Source organism: Pseudoalteromonas sp. NZS100_1, from assembly GCF_015864285.1.
Lineage (GTDB): Bacteria > Pseudomonadota > Gammaproteobacteria > Enterobacterales > Alteromonadaceae > Pseudoalteromonas > Pseudoalteromonas arctica.
The window spans coordinates 172,890-192,938 of sequence record NZ_JADYXN010000007.1; the positions used below are offsets into that span (position 1 = coordinate 172,890).

Consider the following 20,049-nt stretch of genomic DNA (forward strand, 5'->3'; position numbering starts at 1 on the left):
TTGGCTAAACTTAAAAACATTATAAATCATAAATAGATACTAGAATGCGCTTGTTTTATTTTATATTATTACTGACAAGTAGTAATTGTTTTGCTGAAACATCAGTTGAGTATTATCAAAATGGTACTCAACATGTTTTAACTGGACATTACCACAAATCAGGAGTGCTCTATGAAGCGAACAACCCCAAACAAACACTCCATTTAGCCACACTCGATTGGCCTCCTTATATTGGTAATAATTTATGTAATAAAGGCTGGGTTTATCAATTTTCAATTGCCTTGTTAAATAGTAAGGGCTACAGCGTATATATTGAATTTTTGCCTTGGGCAAGAGCTGTACGAAATGTAGAACTAGGCAAAGCTGATATATTAATGCCTGAATACTTTATAGAAGATACAGCCCCCTCCGATTATGTTAATGGTAAAACACGTCGAGAATTGCTCGGTTTATCTAATTCGTTTAAAGGTGGCGAAATTGCATTTTTAAAAAGGAAAGGCGATAAGGATCGTTTTACTGGAAATTTAAAGTCGCTCAAAGGACAAAAAATTGGGGTTGTTCGTGGGTATCAAAACACACCTGAGTTTGATGCCATGATGGATAATAATGAGTTTGAAATTATTACCTCTGTTGATGATTTACAACTTGTTCAGCTACTGGTTGCTAAGCGTGTTGATTTGATTATAGGCGACCCTCAAGTTCTTAAATTCTCAGTAACTTATTCTTCTTTAACTAAACCTGAAAAACAATCTTTGCTTTCTTCTATTGAGCAAGAAAGCATTCCTCTGCAATACAACCCTTTATATTTTGCTATTAGTAAGCTTACACCTAACTGGCTTTTAGTCTTAGAGGACATAAATGAAGGGCTTTATCAGTTTCATAATAGTGGCGAGATAGAGCGTATTATTAATACGAAAAATACTCAATGCAAACCATAAAATTGGAACGTTCCTTTGTTGCGCTGACTAATTTATATATAAACATGTAGAATCGTTTTCAACTTGTTAATGGAGTGAAAACGACGTGAGTGAAATAAATACAAATCAATCATTCGCGGTCAACGAACAGCCAAATAAAAATTATCTGTTTCCACTGACTGCAATGACGACCCTATTTTTTTTATGGGGTTTTATTACTGTTTTAAACGATGTACTAATACCACGATTAAAAGGCGTATTTGATTTAAGCTTTTTTGAAGCGATGCTAGTACAGTTTTGCTTTTTTGGTGCTTATTTTATTGTTTCTATCCCTGCGGGGATTTTAGTTAAGCAGTTTGGTTACAAAAAAGGGATTTTAACTGGTTTAATTGTGGCTTCAATTGGCTGTATGTTGTTTTATCCTGCTGTTGTAGTACATGAATATTGGCTATTTTTGAGCGCTTTATTTGTACTTGCCGCTGGTGTAACGGTGCTTCAGGTTTCTGCCAATCCTTATGTTGCAGCTCTTGGGAGCGAAAAAACAGCTTCTTCTCGTTTAAATTTGGCACAAGCACTTAATGCGCTTGGTACTACCGTTGGGCCTTATGTAGGTGGTTTATTATTTTTTGGTACAGCAGGTAGCCTAGCTGCTTCTGCAGCAACTGCTGAGTCTGTAAAAGTGCCTTATTTAATGCTCGCTGGTGCCTTATTACTTATCGCTATTATATTTGCCTTTATAAAGCTTCCAGAAATTGAAGCCCATAAAGAGGAAAATAATGCTGCAGTAGAATCTCGTTCATTAACTCAAGCACCTCACTTAACTATGGGTGTACTTGCTATATTTTGTTATGTAGGTGGGGAGGTTGCCATTGGCAGCTTTTTAGTTAACTATTTTGGTGAGGCGCACATAGCAGGACTTGAAGAGCATACTGCGGCTGCACTTATTAGTTATTACTGGGGCGGGGCAATGGTAGGGCGTTTTATTGGCTCTGTATTATTACAAAAAATAGCGCCTTCTAAGGCGATCGCATTTAATGCATTTAGTATTATTACGCTATTGCTGATCACCATTTTTACTCAAGGTGACGTCGCTTTATATTCAGTACTGGCAATTGGTTTATTTAACTCAATTATGTTCCCGACTATATTTTCAGTTGCAATCGAGCGACTAGGATCATTGACCAGTAAGGGTTCTGGTTGGTTGTGCTTAGCTATTGTAGGTGGTGCACTTGTACCATTACTGCAAGGGTTTATAGCTGACACAGTAAATATACAGCAAAGCTTTTTTGTTCCAATGCTATGTTATGTATTTATTGCATGGTACGGATTAAATGTTGTTCGCTTAGCAAACAAGTGGAAATAATAGACTATACAAGAGTGACTGAATACGTATTCAGTCACTTATAAAGCTATATTTAATAGGAACGTTCCACAAGAAATTAATACGAGTCACAATTTATTTCAATATTAGTCAGTTACCCCCTACAGCCTTTTGTTTTTTAATCCTTTATCCTTATTTTTATCTAATAACCTAGTCGCAAGCCTTATTTATTAGGACATTTAGCTAAATTTTTGCTAAAACTGTATGGATAATAAAGATAAATAATAAAAAGGATGTATATGCTTAACTCGTTGAAATTTACTTCCAAAGTGACTATTGCAGCCTCTTTAATTTTGGTTTTGGTGCTAGGGTTATTTACTTTTAATAACTACATTGCGATGCGTAAGCAAACAGAGCAGCAGTTAAGCCTAGTATTACAACAAAATTCCGAATCTGTTTCACAAAATATAGCGAGTTGGTTAAATGCAAAGTTGGCGATTGTTATATCAATTGCTAAAACCCATAAAGCTAATGATTCTAAAGCACTCACCCTTTCACAATTAAATACTGCAGAGCTTGCCGGAAGCTTTAAAAATACGTATATAGGTAAATCCAGCGGCACGTTTATATTAAACGATCAATCAGTTGTTTTACCTGCTGATTTTGATGCGACCTCTCGCCCTTGGTATAAATTAGTCGAAAACAAATCAAATACCGCTTTTACAACTCCCTATATTGATGTAACAACTAACGAGCTTACAATTTCAGCGGTAGTACCCATGCTACAAAATGGCCAGTTTAGCGGCGTTGCAGGTGCCGATATTGATATGCAAACAGTGACTAAAATTATTAACGATATTGATTTTTTAGGTCTCGGTTATGGTTTTTTACTCGATAACAAAGGTCAAGTGTTAAGCCATCCTAATGCTAAGTTAAACTTAAAAAATACATCAGATATTTTTGGTACTAATACGCCCTTGCAAAGTGAGTTTACCCAATACGAGATAAACGGAGAGTCTAAACTTATTTCGTTTACAAAAATTAGTGGTATTGAAAACGTAGATTGGTACCTAGGTGTTGTTATAGATAAAGATAAAGCGTATGTCAGCGTTTCTAACTTTGGCCAAACTGCGGCTGTATTTATGGTGATAGGGATTATTACTATCATTATTATGATGCAGCTTTTATTACGCTATTTAATGCAGCCTATGAACCGTTTAAACGATGCCATTAAAGATATAGCACAAGGCGAAGGCGATTTAACAAGGCGCTTAACCGTTGAAAATGATGATGAGTTTGGCGACTTAAGCCATTCATTTAATATTTTTATCGAAAAAATTCAGCATTCAATAGAGCAAGTAAAAGAGTCCACAGAGCAATTAGATACAGCAATTGAGAGCTTGGTATCACAAACACATTCATCGCTGTCTATGTATGATGATCAAAGTAAACGAACCGATAGTGTTGCAGCGGCTATTAACCAGTTTTCAGCTACATCAATGGATATTTCAAATAATGCAGAGAGTGCATCTCAGCTTGCTAAAAATGCAGATGAGCACTCAACACAAAACCAAGAAGCATTAAGTCACAGTGTTACAACCATCCACCAGCTTTCAGCTAATATGGAGAAAGCTCAGCAAACTATAAATAGTTTAAATACGCACACAGCCAGTATTGGGCAAGTGCTTGAAGTTATTAAAGGTGTAAGCGAGCAAACTAATCTATTGGCACTAAATGCAGCAATAGAAGCCGCTAGAGCAGGAGAGGCAGGACGCGGTTTTGCCGTTGTAGCAGATGAAGTACGCCAATTAGCACACCGCACTCAACAATCAACGCAAGAAATTGAAGACACGGTGAGCCAGTTACAAAAAGGCTCAAACCTTGCTGTAGAGCTTATGAAAACAAGCCTTCAAGACAGTGAAAAAAGCGTACAACAAGCAGATGCCGTCGGCAATTTAATGAGTCATGTTATACAAGCTATTAAGCAAATTAACGATGCAAATCATTCTGTAGCCAGTGCAACCGATGAGCAAAACCAAGTTGTTAAGTTATTAGATACTGATATTCAAACAATTAGTGCGCTTTCTATACAAGGCAAGGCTAACTTAAATGACACACTTAACGAATGTACCAAACTAAAACAGCAGTTTAGTGCTTTAGAAAATATGGTTCAAAAGTTTAAAGTATAAAATTAATGACTAAAAAAAATGTAAATAAACCAAACTGGCTCAGTCTAATAAATATCGACAGTGTTTATAGCTCAGACATGCAACGCAAAGCGTTTTCTTTATTTACCATGATTGGGATATCAATTGTGGTGATTGCTGTATTAGTGTTTTTGAATTATAAGGTTTACTCACCGATACTCACTGCTTCATTAATTATCGTTAACATTACAAATATAAGCTGTTCTATCTACTTTATAAGAACGGGTAATCTTCAAGTAGTGGCATTAATAAGTATGAGCATTGTGTGCATGATGTTTGTTGCACTTGTTTATACCGGTGGTAAAGACAACACCGCGCTATATTGGCTAATGTTTTATCCTGTAGTGACGTTTGCATCTTTAGGGGTCAGATTAGGTGCTTGGTTAGGTTTTACTTTACTGTTTTCTTGTATTGTTATTTTATACGGCCCTGATTTTGGTCAAGTTAGCTATGGCGACGTAGAAAAAACACGATTTATAGCGTCCTTTTCTATGGTGTTTTTATTCTCATTTATTGGTGAGTATTTTAGGCATAAAAGCCACATGGCTATTGCCGATATTACGCTCGAGCAAAAACAAGATGCTTATACCGACCCCCTTACTGGTATAGCAAACAGACGTTTCATTACCTCTCATTTTTTAAAGCTTGCCCAAACACGCCCAGAGCAGTACTTACCTTTTTCAATTTTGTTAATTGATTTAGATAACTTCAAATCTTTAAACGATACGCATGGTCACGATTTTGGTGATACGGTATTGATTGAATTTACCAAGCTCCTTGAATCTCAGTTTTTGGCAACTGCGTTAAAGGCCCGTTATGGCGGTGAGGAGTTTGTTGTTATTTTACCGCAGGTTACTGTTGCTACAGCCACTGTAATAGCAAACAAATTTCGAGAGGCTGTTGCAGGGCACGTTATATTTACTGATGACAAGCAGCGTATTTCAATCACCTGTAGCATTGGTATTTCCCAAGTAAATAAAGTAACTGATTATGATGATTCGTTAAAACAAGCTGATGAAGCTCTTTATAGTGCAAAGGCTGCTGGTCGTAATAGTGTCGTCTCGAACTAGTTGAAGGATTAATATGTCTCAAAGTAAATTAATATATGTTCATGACCCAATGTGTAGTTGGTGTTGGGGTTACTCACCAACCTGGCTTAAGCTAAAATCAGAGCTTGCTGGTAAAGTGGCAATAGAATATAGAGTAGGTGGCCTAGCACCCGATAGCCAAGACCCAATGCCACAAAATATGAAAGAGATGCTTGAGGGGACTTGGCATAAAATTTCAGCGCAGCTAGGCACTCAATTTAATTATGATTTTTGGCGCAATTGCCAGCCAAGGCGTTCAACGTATCCCGCATGTAGAGCCGCACTTATAGCGCGTAAAGCGGATAAAGAAGCTCAAATGGTGGCTGCAATTCAAAATGCTTATTACCTAAATGCGCAAAACCCGTCAGATGAAAGTACATTAATTAGTTTGGCTGAAAAGATTGGCTTAGATAAAAATGAGTTTACCGTGCAGCTAACGTCAAGCGAGCTTAATGATGAATTTAAAGCTGAGTTATCCTTTGTTCGTACACTACCAATCCAAGGTTTTCCCTCACTAGTGCTTATTAAAGGTAATAAAGCATACCCAATTGAAATAAATTACACCGATTGGCAATACTCTTTTGATCAAATTAATTCAATTTTAAACTAGTCACCTTCTTTCATCTTCTCAATAAAGGGTATTTGATTAGTAAGTACCCTTATTTCCGTTAAAACCCCCTCGTAAGTCTTAATTATTACCACTGTCATAAAAGCGACTTTTTTGCGCAACATCCTTGTCATGTTTCATCTATAAACTCCTGCTCATTGAAATTATTAAGTCATAAATTATTTATATAACAAAGTTTATGACCTAAAAAAACAAACTAGCAAATCCGCTAACTAACGAGTAAAGGTGTATGCGATGAAAGGCGTTAAACCATTAATCTTAGCTGGTATTGTGGCCGCAAGTGCAGCAGTACACGCAAACGATTTAGATAAGGTTATTGATAAAAGCAGTGAAATTAATAAATCAGCTGCGCAATCACAAACAAAAATAGACAAGATTGCAGATTCAATGCAAGGACGTTTACAGCAATTTAAAACCCTCAATAAAGAAATTGACGGTTTAGCTGTTTACAACGCTCAGCTAACTAAACAGTTAAATAATCAAGTAGAAGAGATGGAATCTTTAAACCTGTCTATGGATCAGGTTTCTATTATTGAACGTCAAATTACGCCGCTAATGCTTAGAATGATTGAAGGCCTTGAGCAGTTTGTATCTTTAGATATTCCATTTTTAGCTGATGAGCGCACTAAGCGCGTTACATCTTTAAATGAAATGATGAATCGTGCAGATATCAATTCAAGTGAAAAATTTCGCCGTGTACTCGAAGCCTATCAAGTAGAAGTAGACTACGGGCGCACTATTGAAGCCTATACCGCACTTTTAAACGTGGATGACAAAGAGCGTGAAGTCGATTTTTTACGCATTGGCCGTTTAGAGCTTATTTACTTAACACGCGATGGTAAAAAAGCAGGTAGTTGGAATGCAGAGACAAAATCATTTGAAGCATTACCAGACTCTACAATAAGCCAAATTAATAAAGGCTTACGTATTGCGCGTAAGCAACTTGCCCCAGATATGTTAACTCTGCCAGTACATGCAGCAGAATAAGAGGTTAAAAATGAAATTGTTTACTCAAATGACAAAAATAGCTCTTTTTGCTGCAAGCCTAAGCATTACTGGTGCAAGTATAGCGGCAGAGCCAATGAACCTAGATTCATTACTTAAAACGCTCGAAAATGGTCAATCAGCTCAAAGCGAGCAAAATAAGCAGCGCGAACAAGAGTTTACTGCTCGTCAAAACGAGCAAGTACAAACGCTTAAAAATACCCAAGCAAAGCGTAATCAAATGCTGGTGGAATCTGAGCGCTTAGAAACGCAGTTTGAAGAAAACGAAGTGAAACTTGCTAACTTAACAGACACGCTTTCTAAACGAATGGGTTCCCTTAAAGAATTGTTTGGCGTGTTACAGCAAGTAGCAGGTGATTCTAGTAATAAGTTTGCGACATCAATTATATCTTCCCAGATTGCTGGGCGTAGTACGTTTATGGATGACCTTGCTCAAAAAATGGGTTCAACTTCAAAACTTGCTTCAATAGAAGATATTGAAAAAGTATGGTTTGAACTACAGCGCGAAATGACCGAGCAAGGTAAAGTAAGTCGTTTTAACGCAAGTGTCATTGTTGAAGGCGGTACTAAAGCACAGCAAGAAGTTGTGCGAGTGGGTGCATTTAACCTTATATCAAACGGTAAGTATTTAGAGTTTAATTCCTCGACTAATTCTTTGAGTGAATTAACTCGCCAACCCGTATCGCGCTTTACCGCAACGGCAGACGATCTTCAAAGCACTAAAAGCGGTGTGGTGCAATTCGCACTTGACCCAACAGGCGGCTCTATTCTTGGTTTATTAGTTCAAGCACCCGATACACAAGAACGTGTTCATCAAGGTGGCACTGTTGGTTATGTGATTTTAGGCGTGGGTGTTATTGCACTCCTTATATCACTAGAGCGTTTTTTCTCATTATTGATTATGGGCGGTAAAATTCGTCGTCAGCTTAAAGATACAGTTGCACGTGATGACAATCCGCTTGGACGTGTAATGAAAGTAAAAGATCAATTTCCGAGTGTTTCACACGACACACTTGAGCTTAAATTAAGTGAAGCTATTTTACGTGAAATGCCAAAAGTGACGCGTAATTTAACACTTATCAAAATCATCTCTGTTGTTGCACCGCTGTTAGGTTTATTAGGTACGGTAACAGGCATGATCAATACATTCCAAGCAATCACCTTATTTGGTACTGGGGATCCTAAGCTTATGGCAGGTGGTATTTCTCAAGCACTAGTAACAACGGTACTAGGCTTAGTGGTAGCAATACCAACGGTATTTTTATACACCTTACTTAATACGCGCGCTAAAAATATTTTGTTGACTATTCAAGAGCAGAGCGCCGGTATTATTGCAGAGCGTAGCGAGAAGGGAGCATAAACCATGGTGCTATTGATTGATTCAATCAATGCTATCCGTGATTTTCTCGACACTGGTGGCCAAGTTCTCTTGGTCATCGGGGTGTTAATCTTCGCGATGTGGTTATTGATACTCGAGCGATTTATTTACTTTTTCAACGGTTTTCGAAGCTATAAACAGGGTGTGAAAACCGATTGGATTAACCGTGCAGAACGTAATAGTTGGAACGCAGAGCAAATACGCGAAGCGATGATATCGCGAGCAGGCATGCGCTTAAACACCAATCTTTCTTTGATTAATGTGATGGTTGCCTTGTGCCCACTACTTGGTTTGTTAGGCACTGTAACGGGCATGATAGAAGTGTTTGATGTAATGGCAATTACCGGCACAGGGAGTGCCCGTTCAATGGCATCAGGGGTATCTAAAGCAACTATCCCGACAATGGCAGGCATGGTAGGTGCGTTATCTGGGGTATTTGCCTCAACGTATTTACAACGAAAAGCTAAGCGCGAAGTAGAACTACTACAAGACAGCATGGTTTTAGACCATTAAGCAAAATTTTGATAAGCGGCTTCTATAAAGTCGCTCATCCTAGGAGAATAAAAATGAGAGCCCCGTTAGGAAACCTATTTCAAGAAGATGAAGCTGAAGAAATAAACATGACCCCAATGCTAGATGTTGTATTTATCATGCTTATTTTCTTTATTGTAACTGCCTCTTTTGTTAAAGAAGCCGGTATTGATGTTAACCGCCCAGAAGCCGCAACTGCTGTGAAAAAAGAGCGTGCAAATATCCTCGTCGCGATTTCAGATACAGGTGAAATTTGGATTAATAAACGTCAAATTGATGTACGCGCAGTACAAGCCAATATCGAGCGTCTAAAAGCAGAAAATCCACAAGGTAGCGTTGTGATTCAAGCGGATAAAAAAGCCACTACCGAAATGTTAATAAAGGTGATGGATGCCTCGCGCGCGGCGGGCGCATTTGATGTATCAATTGCCGCACAAGATGCGTCTTAAGGGCTAGTTATGTTGCGATATTTAGTTGCATTAGTGATAGCCGGTGTAGTGACCTTTATGTTGTTTTTAGGCATGCAGGCACTGATCACTGGCGGTGAAGGCGCTATGACGGATCCGGTAAAGGGTAACGTACTTGATTTTGTTCGCTTGAAAAAAGAAGAAACCGTACAAAAAAAAGAGCGTAAGCCACAAAAGCCACCAACACCAAAAGAGCCGCCACCACCAATGGAATCACCGCAAATGCAAAATAGTGATGCTACAGCTAATGCTAACAACTTTGACTTTGGTGCAAACGTTGATGCGGATGTAAATTTAGCCGGCGGGTTAGCACTTGAAACAAGTGATGGTGAGTATTTACCCATTGTTAAAGTGGCGCCTGTTTATCCTCGTCGCGCATTATCGCGAGGTATCGAAGGCTACGTTATTGTTGAATTTATAGTAACTAAACAAGGCACTGTACGCGACCCACAAGTAATAAAAGCAGAGCCTGAGTCACTCTTTGATAGAGCCGCGATGGATGCAGCACTTAAATTTAAATATAAACCACGCGTAGTTAACGGTGAAGCCGTTGAAGTTGCGGGTGTTCAGAACAAAATATCTTTCCAAATTAGCGGTTAATTTAGTAATTAACCACGAGTATACGGACAGTAATGCGAGGCGATTATGAAACTATTTATTAAATCTGTTATGAAATTAAGCCCTACAGCTAAATTTTTAAAATTAACACTATTTTGTACCGCTGCGATCAGTACAAGTATTGTTACACCAAGTGCTCTAAGCCTGATACCAGGGCTAAATGTAGCTACGGCATATGCAGAACAAGAGCAAAAAACAAAACGTGTACCAGCGCTTCGCGAAAAGGTCTACAGCCAACTCGCACGTGCACAAAAACTCGCTGATGATGGCGATGTTAAAGCAGGCCTTGAAGCGCTTGATAGCATTCAAGAGCGAGCTTCAAGCATGAACTCGTACGAAATTGCGATGATGCATAACTTTTATGGCTTTATTTATTACAACGAAAACGATTTACCAAAAGCGATAGCTTCGTTTGAAAAGGTCGTAGCAGAGGAAGCCATTCCTGAGTCGCTTCGTTTAAGTACTACCTTTAGTTTAGCGCAACTAGCTATGGCTAATAGTGATTACACTAAAGTTATCGCATTTTTAGATGACTGGGACACTATTAACACTAAGCCTAAAACAGAAGCTTATTACTTGTTAAGAGCCCAAACTTATTATCAGTTAAAAGATTATGAGAAAGGGCTTGAGTATATATCTCAGGTTATTGCACTGAGCGATAATGAAGGCAAAGCGCCTAAAGAGAATTGGTTAGTGCTACAACGTGCCATGTACTACTCACTTAATAAAACAGCTAAAGTAGTTGCTGTACTTGAGCGCTTAGTAAAACTTTATAACAAACCAGAGTATTGGGTGCAGTTATCGGGTATGTATGGCGAAACAGGACAAGAAAAACAACAGTTAGCCGTAATTGAAGCAGCTTATCAGCAAGGATTTTTAACCTCTAAATCTGATTTACGCCAATTAGCACAAGTGTATTTATATAACGGCTTAGCATTTAAAGCCGCAGACGTTATGAGCGATGCGATTGAAAAAGGGATTGCAGAGCAAAATGCTAAAAATTATGCCTTTGTAGCAGAGGCGATGATCCAAGCAAAAGAAGACGAAAAATCAATAAAATACTTTGTAAAAGCAGCCGATTTATCACCCAGTGGTAAATATGACCAACGCTTAGCTGAAGTTTACGTTAATACCGAGCAATACGAGGAAGCAGCCGATGCAGCGCGTAAAGCACTTAATAAAGGCTCACTTGATTTTGAATCAAATGCATTTGTTGCACTGGGTATGGCACAGTACAACTTACAAAATTTTGATGCCTCTATTTTAGCGTTTGAACAAGCCGAAAAACATAAAAAATCACAGCGTTTAGCGCAGCAATGGATTAAATATGTAAAGCGCGAGAAAGTGCATGCAGAAACACTTAGAACAGCACTACTGTAAATTTTACTAATTCCTGCAAACGTATAAGTAGGAATTATAAAGCCATTTCATAATCGCAATACCAAACCGCCTCATGGCGGTTTTTTTGTTGCTATAAAAAGTAACCAATTGATTTTATGAAAGTTAACATTGTCATCTTACGGTTATCAAACTGTAACTACTTTGTCATATCACTACAGTATCTTACCTGCATTCGATAACTCAAGTCACCTTAATGCATGAGTATCGTGCTTTAAAGTGACTTAAGTTTTTACTTAATACGCTAACAAAATAATTAAATACTTTAACGGAGTGAACAATGAAATTATCTGATTTATTCAAGGTCAGCCTAGTAGCAACTGCAATGACTCTAGCTGGCTGTGGCGGCGATATCGAAATTACACCCACTGTAAACGATAACAGCTCTACAACAGATAACAGTGTTAATAATTCAAATAATACAGCGGGTTCAACGGCTGATGAAGACGCTGAATGTGCAAGCTATGAATCAGATGCAGGTACGGTAACGGGTGTCGTTAGCGGAATTGACTGTTTATATAATGACTCATTTGCTAGCAAAACAATTTCTATTACAAATAACATTACGTTTAAAGAATTGCCAGGCGGCGGTGTTCACGTTTTTGATGACGCCCTGCAAATTGGCGAAGACGGCAGCACGGTTGATGGTTTTGAAATTCCAGCGAATGGTCCAACGATGACCGTTGAGCCTGGTGCGGTGTTAGCTTTTGGTTCAGGTGAAGCTATTTTACGCGTTGCACGCGGTGCAAAAATTCAAGCTGTAGGTACGCAAGACAAGCCTGTTGTATTTACATCAGCGAATGCGTTTGACCGCTTTGATACCGCTGGCGAAGGTGCACGTTACGCTGACTGGGGCGGTATTATTATTAATGGTAACGGCATTACTGACCAATGTACCGATGCAGAACGCGGTGGCGCTACATGTAACGTCGCTTCAGAAGGTATTACAAGTTACTTTGGTGGTAACAATAATGCAGATTCTAGTGGCAATATTAAATGGGCTAAAATTTGGTATGCGGGTTCGGGTCCACGTGTTGGTGGTGAAGGCGACGATTTAAACTCTTTAACACTTAATGCTGTAGGTTCTGGTTCTGAGTTTGATTATTTACATATTCACCAAGGTTTTGATGATGGTATCGAAATTTTTGGTGGTGCTACAACGCTTAAACATGTTGCAGTAACAGATACGCAAGATGATTCATTTGACTTTGATGCTGGTTGGCAGGGTAAAGCTCAATACTTATTTATCCAGCACGGTACTGTAACGTTAAACGACGGCACAGTTGTAAACATGGGTAACAATGGCTTTGAATCTGATGGCGTTAAAGGTGCATCTTCTGAGCAAGTTTCTCCTTCTAACCCAACTGTTGCAAACGTCACTGTAATTACGACTGATGGCAACTCTGTACGCGATGATGACCCTTCACAAGCATACAAGTTTGATGATCAGTTCAATTCAAGTATTTACAACGCTGTTATTATTAAGAAAAACGCGACAAATACACAGTGTATTCAATTCTCTGGTGACGGCGAAAAGCAAGCTGACAAAATTTCATTTACAAGTTCTGTAATGGCGTGCTCTGCAAACTTTACTGATACAGATACCTTTGCAAGTGGACCATTAGAAGGTCAAACCAAAACAGCATGGTTCGAAAATAGCGGTGCTAATCAAATTCTAACGGATGACGTAGTGCTTCTTGCTGATAATGGTTTTGCAACTAACACAGCAGCTAGCGAAGTAACGGTTACGGCCACTGATTTAAGTGCAACAGATTCATTCTTTGAAAACGTTAACTACATTGGTGCAGTATCGGATCAGGATACAGATTCTAGCTGGTATAAATGGGTTCAAGCAGCTGTTACAGCAGCCAATGCTGACTAACTAAGTACTGCATTTATAACCTCTAATTAAAGGCGCCTTGTGGCTTGTATATTAAGCGTAAGGCGCCTCTTTTGTATAACCTGATTAGGATTTTCTCATGTCTAAAAAACATAGACTCAATCAAATTACTTGGGCAATTGGCTTAGGCTTAGCTGCACAGTCTACAAGCCTTATTGCCGCCCAATCGGATGAACAGTTTACTAATTCACAAGAAATAGAAGAAGTTGTTGCTGTAGGTACGCGCTTACAAGGCAGCGCAGCCGCTGTTGTTGAAGAGCGTAAAAACCAAGCGTTTGTTGCCGATATTTTAGGTTCTGAACAATTAGCGCGTACTGGTGATAGTGATGCTGCATCTGCACTTAGGCGAGTAACAGGCTTGACGTTAGTAGATGGTAAGTTTATTTACGTACGCGGTTTAGGCGAGCGTTATTCAAGTGCTCGATTAAATGGGGCTTATATTCCAAGCCCTGATTTAACACGTAATGTAATCCCACTAGATATATTTCCTGCCAGTATTATTGAGAGTATGGCTGTTCAAAAAGCGTATTCGCCAGATATGCCCGCTGCGTTTGGTGGCGGTAATATTGATATAAGAACTAAAACAGCGCCAAGTGAATTTACAGCAGGATTTGAAGTAGGCGTAGGATACGATACAGCATCAGGCGATGGATTTACGTATAATCGTAATGAAGAGGGCATTCCAGAGGCTTTAAACAATGCGATATCACAATACCGTGGTAACTTTGGTATTGGCAATATAGTAAGTCGTGAAGGTTTTGTTGATGGTGAGCAAACCCGCGCTGAGCAAGCAACAGCGATTAACAATGCATTGTTAAAGTCACTGCCACGTGGGTATGAGCTAAAAGATGAGTCGTTAGACCCTCGTTATAATGTTAAAGCGCATTATGGCGACAGCTTTGAAGAGTCTTACTTTGGCGGCAAATTTGGCTTTTTACTGGCTGGTGCATATAAAAATGAGTGGGATTTTGAAGAGCGTTTTAGTTCTGTAATCACTCAAGATCTTAAAAACCAGGATGGTTCAATTGATTGTACAACATCGCTTGCCACCGCAGATGATGTATCTAACTCGTGCTACAACACAGTCAAAAATTCACAGGTAACTACTGAGACGCAAAGTTATAACGGATCGCTTAGCCTTTCTTATTCGCTTGGCACACATAGTATTTCAGCTCAACAGCTTTATATTATTGATAATGAAGACGAATCAGAAATTGCTATTTCGCAAAGCCCTGCAGGTAGCTCTACGTTTAGTATTGCAGGAGATGGCGTTGCAAATCGTAACCATGCGTTTAATTACGAAGAGCGCCAGTTAAATATTACTCAATTTATTGGTCAACATACCTTTTTAGACTACATGGGAATAGGTGCTGATTGGCAATATACTGAAGCTAAAGCAACGACAGATATTCCTACCAGTGCGGATTTTGAATTTCGTGATAGTTATAATAACGATGGCAGCTATGCAGGTTCTACTATAACCGGCGATGATAACCGCGTAATTATGTCGTATACCAATATGCAAGAGCGCGTTAAGTCCTACGGCGGTAACCTTACCTTGCCACTGTCTTTTGACGCGATGGAAGTTGAGTTTAAGTTTGGTTACGATTTCTCTGATAGGGCGCGACTATTTAATACCTCAAGTTTTGCTATTAATAACAGTGGTGGCTCGGGTATTTCAATTAATGATGGAAGTGCTGATCCACTCAATAACAGTGGGTTTTTAACAGACGACTTCATTAATAATAACGCCATTTTAGTTGATTTTAATGAGCCTACAGCGCCTGATGCCGACGATTACATTGCCGCTCAAAAAGTTGATGCCGGCTATGCGTCATTTGATGTTTTTTACGATCAATGGATAAGAGTCAGTGGTGGTATTCGTTATGAAGAATTTAAGCAAACATCCATTGGTACATCGAGCCTTATTTTTGATCAGCAAGATTTAAATACTTTTTACGATCCTGAAAAAATTGAAGCGGGTTCTATTGTCACAGATGATTGGTATCCTGCATTGTCAGTTACTTACGTAGGCAGTGACGATTATCAAATTCGTTTAGGTTATGGCGAAACGGTTGTTCGACCTGACTTTCGTGAAGTTGTACCGGTAACTTATTATGACCCGTTAACTGATATCAGAACATTTGGCCGTACAGGTATAAAAAGTAGTCCCATTAAAAACTATGACCTGCGTTATGAATATTACGGGCAAGCAGGTAATTCATTTAGTGTAGCTGCCTTTTATAAAGACATAACTGCGCCTATCGAAACTGTGCTAAATATTGGTGATGAAGATTACTCTGCGTCATTTATTAATGGTGAAACTGCTGAGGTTTACGGTATTGAGGCTGAATGGCTTCAGGACCTAACGTTTGCTGCAGAAGGTTTATTTACCAGTGGTAACATTACGATAAGTGATTCTGAGGCGTCTATCGATCCTGCACTTGCTGGTACGTTAACTAACCCTAAAAAGCGTATGACAGGTCACTCTCAATATGTAGTTAACTTACAACTTAATTACGATTCACTTGATGGTATGCACAGTAGCTCACTTGTTTATAACGTGTTTGGTGAGCGTATTTTAGCAGCAGGTGTGGCTAATCGTGACGATGCTTACGAGCAACCATTTCATTCACTTGATTTAGTTTACACGTACTACCCTGATTTTAATTCTAAAGTTAAATTTAAAGTTAAAAACTTACTCGATGAAGATCAAGAAGTAACCCAATCAGATATTATTGTTCGCTCTAAAGAGCAGGGCATTACCTTTGACTTAAGTTACAGCTACGAGTTTTAAGCGTTTATTTTATTGTTATCCCCCTCGTAAGGGGGTGAATAAATCCACCGCTAACCCTGTATTTAATACAGGGTTTTTTTATGACTATGAAAAAAATTTGAGTTCTACTTTATTCACTAGTTTTAGCGCGCTGGTGGTGTTATTTTGACGTTAATAAAAATTAAATCTCACGCAATGAATTTTAATTTTTAATGTATTAAGGCATCTTTTATGAATCAAACAGTGGAACAAACAATGAAAAAAGTAGGATTAGTCGGTTGGCGAGGCATGGTTGGCTCAGTGTTATTAGAACGTATGCAGCAGCAAAGTGATTTTGCCCATATCGACACCACCTTTTTCACCACCTCACAAGCGGGTCAACTAGGCCCAGATATAGCAGGCGACGCTAAACCATTACTAGATGCAAGTGACATTAGCGAACTTGCTAAAATGGATATTATTGTTACTTGCCAAGGCGGTGACTACACCAATGCGGTATATCCAAAACTTCGAGAGTCGGGTTGGGATGGTTACTGGATTGATGCAGCTTCAGCACTGCGTATGAGTGAGGACAGCATTATAGTGCTTGATCCCGTAAACAAAGATGTTATTGAACAAGGCTTAGAGCAAGGCGTTAAAACCTTTGTGGGCGGTAACTGTACTGTATCGCTGATGTTACTTGCATTAGGTGGTTTATTTGAGCAAGACCTAATTGAATGGGTAAGCCCAATGACTTACCAAGCGGCGTCGGGCGCTGGTGCACGAAATATGAAAGAGCTTATTGCACAAATGGGTGCTATTCATGCAAGTGTTGCAGATAAACTAGATAACCCAAGCTCTGCTATTTTAGAAATTGATAAAATAGTAAGCGAAACGATGGCGTCGAGTGATTTACCACAAGACCAATTTGGTGTGCCACTTGCCGGTAGCTTGATCCCATGGATTGACGTGCCTATGCCAAGCGGTCAGTCTAAAGAAGAATGGAAAGCGCAAGTAGAAGCCAATAAAATTTTAGGTTCTTCAAAGCAACCAGTACCTATTGACGGTTTATGTGTGCGTATTGGCGCTATGCGTTGCCATTCACAAGCGATGACCATTAAATTACGTGAAGATATAAGCGTAGAAAAAATTGAAGAAATTTTAGCGTCTCATAACGAGTGGGTTAAAGTAATTCCGAACGAGCGCGAAATTAGTTCTACAGATTTAACACCCGTTAAAGTAACAGGCACTTTAAGCATTCCTGTTGGCCGTATTCGTAAATTAGCGATGGGGCCAAAGTACATTAGTGCATTTACAGTAGGCGATCAGCTTTTATGGGGAGCGGCAGAGCCACTTCGTCGTATGTTACGCATAATTGTTGATGGTGAGTAATACCAATTCGCAATAATACTTGATCAATTTGAGGGGTTAAATCTGACGCTAACTACGTTAAAAATTTCTGATATAGAACAACTAAATAATGAAATTTTTGCCTTGTTATCGACACGATTTTCTTCCCTCAAAATAGATCACTTAATTAAGCGAGTTGGTATAATATATAATCAGTATTAACAAAAAGGGTTGGCAAATTGCTAACCCTTTTTGGTTTTATGAGTAATGAAGACTTAAACAATACTTATTTATGAATGTTTACTGTTGTTTATTATTGAACTTAAGTAAACTGTTTACACTGTGCAACAGCCTGTTCAAGTAACATTAATGACTTCTCACATAAATAATTTTGCCAATAAGCGGTTAGCATTTGTTAGCTCTTATTTTATCTCTGCAATCGCTATAAATACGGTTGTTTCTTGTTTTCTTATTTTTAGCAGTATTAATCACAGTGCCTCTCAAGAAAAACTTTACTGGTTTTTTACGCTAACGCTTATTTCGTTACTTCGAATAGTTAGTCATGTATTTGTTAACAAAGCTCACCCTTTTAAATATCATCTGTATTTTATAGGTTTATTATTAACAGCTTTAACGTGGGCTGCTTTTCCTATTTTGTTTTATGAAAACATGGGAATACAAGAGAAATTTGTCTCTCTGGTTGTTTTTAGCTCCCTAGCTGGTGGCGGTGTTAATGTTTTAGCCTCTGATATTCGCTCATCACTGTCGTACATAACCTGCTTGTTGGTTCCATTTAGTATTTTATTACTTTTGCAGCCAATAGAAGATGAAAATGTATTGGGTGTTTTAGGACTCGTTTTATGGTTTATATTATGTTTTGTAACGGCTATACGCAGTGCAAAAGATGTAAAGTCATCTATTAATAATGAACTTAAGTTAGATCAATTCATTGAAAACTTAGAAAATGAAGTGCAAGTTCGTACTGAACAAATAATCCTTTTAGAGCAAAAAGACAATCTAACTAAATTGTTTAACAGGGGAAGTTTTGTTTCTAATGTTGAACTTGATTTAGCCAATCAAAGTGATGATATTAAAGCTGTTTTATTTTTAGATATGGATGACTTTAAAATCATCAACGATAAATACGGTCACGATTTTGGTGACTTTGTATTAGCCCAAACAGGTAAACGATTAGTTGAAACACAAACCCAAGGCGACTTTATTGCGTGTAGGTGGGGAGGGGATGAGTTTATTTTTTATTCTCGTAGTAACACCGAAGACGAGCTTTTTGACTGTGTTTTTAGATTAGTTAAAACTTTAACGAAAACAGTGAGTATGGATAGCTATCAAGTAAATCCCTCTTTTAAGGTTGGGCTGTATTTTACGCGCGAAAATTTTGTTCTTGAAGACGCGATTAAATATGCTGATGTGGCTATGTATGAAGGTAAGAAAAGCCGTAACGAAATATCGGTATTTGACGAGCGGATGCACGAATCGCTTAAAAGAGAAGAAGTACTTCGTAGCTCTATTAAAGAATGCGTAGATAAAGGTGACTTTCATCTGTGTTATCAACCTATTGTTGATATAACTACAAATGAAATAACAACGTTTGAAGTACTACTTCGTTGGCAATTTAATGATGAATTTATTCCGCCTTCAGAATTTATAGATATTGCTGAGCGATATGGAAAAATTAATATATTAGGTGAGTTTGTACTTGAGCAAGCTATTGCGAGCCTAAGTAAGTTAAATGCGGTAAATAGTAATATTGGACTGTCTATTAATGTGTCGGTGTTGCAACTAGAAAACCATAACTTTTTAGAATTTTTGGTTGGGCTTTTAAATAGATACGCAGTTAAACCATACAATGTCCATTTAGAAATAACAGAAACAGTGATGATTAAAAATTTACCGTATTTGTCAAAAGTGATTACGGCCATAAAAAATACCGGTGTACGTATTTCAATAGATGACTTTGGTACTGGTTTTTCTTCTATATCAGTTTTAAAAGAGCTATCAGTTGATTATATTAAAATAGATAAATCTTACATTGATAATATTTGTGAATGCTCAAAAGATAAAAGTATTGTATCTGCGGTAACTAACATGTCGCACATGATTGGTTGCCAAGTAATAGCGGAGGGCGTAGAAAACACAGCTCAGTTAACGTTATTACAAAGTTTACAAATTGATAAATACCAAGGCTTTATATTCAGTAAACCAGTTAGATTTGCCGATGCGCTTAAACTTATTAGTTAGAACGCTGACTTTTTAGACTCAAAGTTTGTTTTATCTAGGTTCGATTTAAGCGTGCCGTGTGTTTCTTGCTCGCTGCGAGCGGTAACTTCTTTTGTGTTATTCTATTAGCTTACATTCATATGAAAATAACTTAAAACGGAGCAATACGCCTAATGCCAGTCAGTTAAGCTGACTGGCATTTTTCTTTTTATGGGGATACTTAGATGGTTTTGGCTTAACCCATCGGG

The 20,049-nt window shown here is 38.3% G+C and carries 15 protein-coding genes; all 15 read left to right on the forward strand.

What is annotated here, in order from left to right; genetic code table 11:
* The first annotated feature begins 44 nt into the window (after positions 1–44).
* Entirely contained in the window at positions 45–938 is an 894-nt protein-coding gene (locus I6F66_RS07365) for an ABC transporter substrate-binding protein (RefSeq protein WP_197209010.1), read from the forward strand.
* Positions 939–1,023: 85 nt separating this feature from the next.
* On the forward strand, positions 1,024–2,280 hold the full coding sequence (locus tag I6F66_RS07370; RefSeq protein ID WP_197209011.1) for a sugar MFS transporter: 1,257 nt from the start codon (positions 1,024–1,026) through the stop codon (positions 2,278–2,280).
* Positions 2,281–2,537: 257 nt separating this feature from the next.
* Positions 2,538–4,427, forward strand: a complete 1,890-nt coding sequence (locus tag I6F66_RS07375) for a methyl-accepting chemotaxis protein (protein WP_024591048.1) — start codon at positions 2,538–2,540, stop codon at positions 4,425–4,427.
* A gap of 5 nt (positions 4,428–4,432) precedes the next feature.
* The gene (locus I6F66_RS07380) at positions 4,433–5,515 is read left to right on the forward strand and encodes a GGDEF domain-containing protein (protein ID WP_197209012.1); all 1,083 of its coding nucleotides are present in this window, start codon (positions 4,433–4,435) and stop codon (positions 5,513–5,515) included.
* A 13-nt stretch (positions 5,516–5,528) separates the two neighbouring features.
* The gene (locus I6F66_RS07385) at positions 5,529–6,143 is read left to right on the forward strand and encodes a DsbA family protein (protein ID WP_197209013.1); all 615 of its coding nucleotides are present in this window, start codon (positions 5,529–5,531) and stop codon (positions 6,141–6,143) included.
* Positions 6,144–6,395: 252 nt separating this feature from the next.
* Positions 6,396–7,148 carry a DUF3450 domain-containing protein gene (locus tag I6F66_RS07390; RefSeq protein WP_024593979.1) on the forward strand — a complete coding sequence of 251 codons (753 nt, stop codon included), beginning with the start codon at positions 6,396–6,398 and terminating at the stop codon, positions 7,146–7,148.
* A 10-nt stretch (positions 7,149–7,158) separates the two neighbouring features.
* Positions 7,159–8,526 carry a MotA/TolQ/ExbB proton channel family protein gene (locus tag I6F66_RS07395; RefSeq protein WP_197159907.1) on the forward strand — a complete coding sequence of 456 codons (1,368 nt, stop codon included), beginning with the start codon at positions 7,159–7,161 and terminating at the stop codon, positions 8,524–8,526.
* A gap of 3 nt (positions 8,527–8,529) precedes the next feature.
* The gene (locus I6F66_RS07400) at positions 8,530–9,057 is read left to right on the forward strand and encodes a MotA/TolQ/ExbB proton channel family protein (protein ID WP_024593980.1); all 528 of its coding nucleotides are present in this window, start codon (positions 8,530–8,532) and stop codon (positions 9,055–9,057) included.
* A gap of 53 nt (positions 9,058–9,110) precedes the next feature.
* Positions 9,111–9,524: a biopolymer transporter ExbD gene (locus I6F66_RS07405; protein ID WP_004334764.1), complete on the forward strand. Its 414-nt coding sequence runs from the start codon at positions 9,111–9,113 to the stop codon at positions 9,522–9,524.
* A 12-nt stretch (positions 9,525–9,536) separates the two neighbouring features.
* Positions 9,537–10,142 (forward strand): energy transducer TonB, encoded by a 606-nt coding sequence (locus I6F66_RS07410; RefSeq protein ID WP_197139463.1) that lies wholly within the window; start codon positions 9,537–9,539, stop codon positions 10,140–10,142.
* Positions 10,143–10,211: 69 nt separating this feature from the next.
* Positions 10,212–11,540 (forward strand): lipopolysaccharide assembly protein LapB, encoded by a 1,329-nt coding sequence (locus tag I6F66_RS07415; protein WP_197209020.1) that lies wholly within the window; start codon positions 10,212–10,214, stop codon positions 11,538–11,540.
* Positions 11,541–11,838: 298 nt separating this feature from the next.
* The gene (locus I6F66_RS07420) at positions 11,839–13,440 is read left to right on the forward strand and encodes a hypothetical protein (protein WP_197118986.1); all 1,602 of its coding nucleotides are present in this window, start codon (positions 11,839–11,841) and stop codon (positions 13,438–13,440) included.
* A 97-nt stretch (positions 13,441–13,537) separates the two neighbouring features.
* A complete protein-coding gene (locus I6F66_RS07425) occupies positions 13,538–16,255 on the forward strand; it encodes a TonB-dependent receptor plug domain-containing protein (RefSeq protein ID WP_197209014.1) in 2,718 nt (905 codons plus the stop codon).
* Between the two features lie 210 nt (positions 16,256–16,465).
* On the forward strand, positions 16,466–17,605 hold the full coding sequence (gene asd, locus I6F66_RS07430; protein ID WP_197118988.1) for an aspartate-semialdehyde dehydrogenase: 1,140 nt from the start codon (positions 16,466–16,468) through the stop codon (positions 17,603–17,605).
* 327 nt (positions 17,606–17,932) lie between these two features.
* Complete coding sequence (locus I6F66_RS07435; protein ID WP_206009631.1) at positions 17,933–19,822, forward strand: bifunctional diguanylate cyclase/phosphodiesterase; 1,890 nt, start codon at positions 17,933–17,935, stop codon at positions 19,820–19,822.
* Positions 19,823–20,049 lie beyond the last annotated feature (227 nt).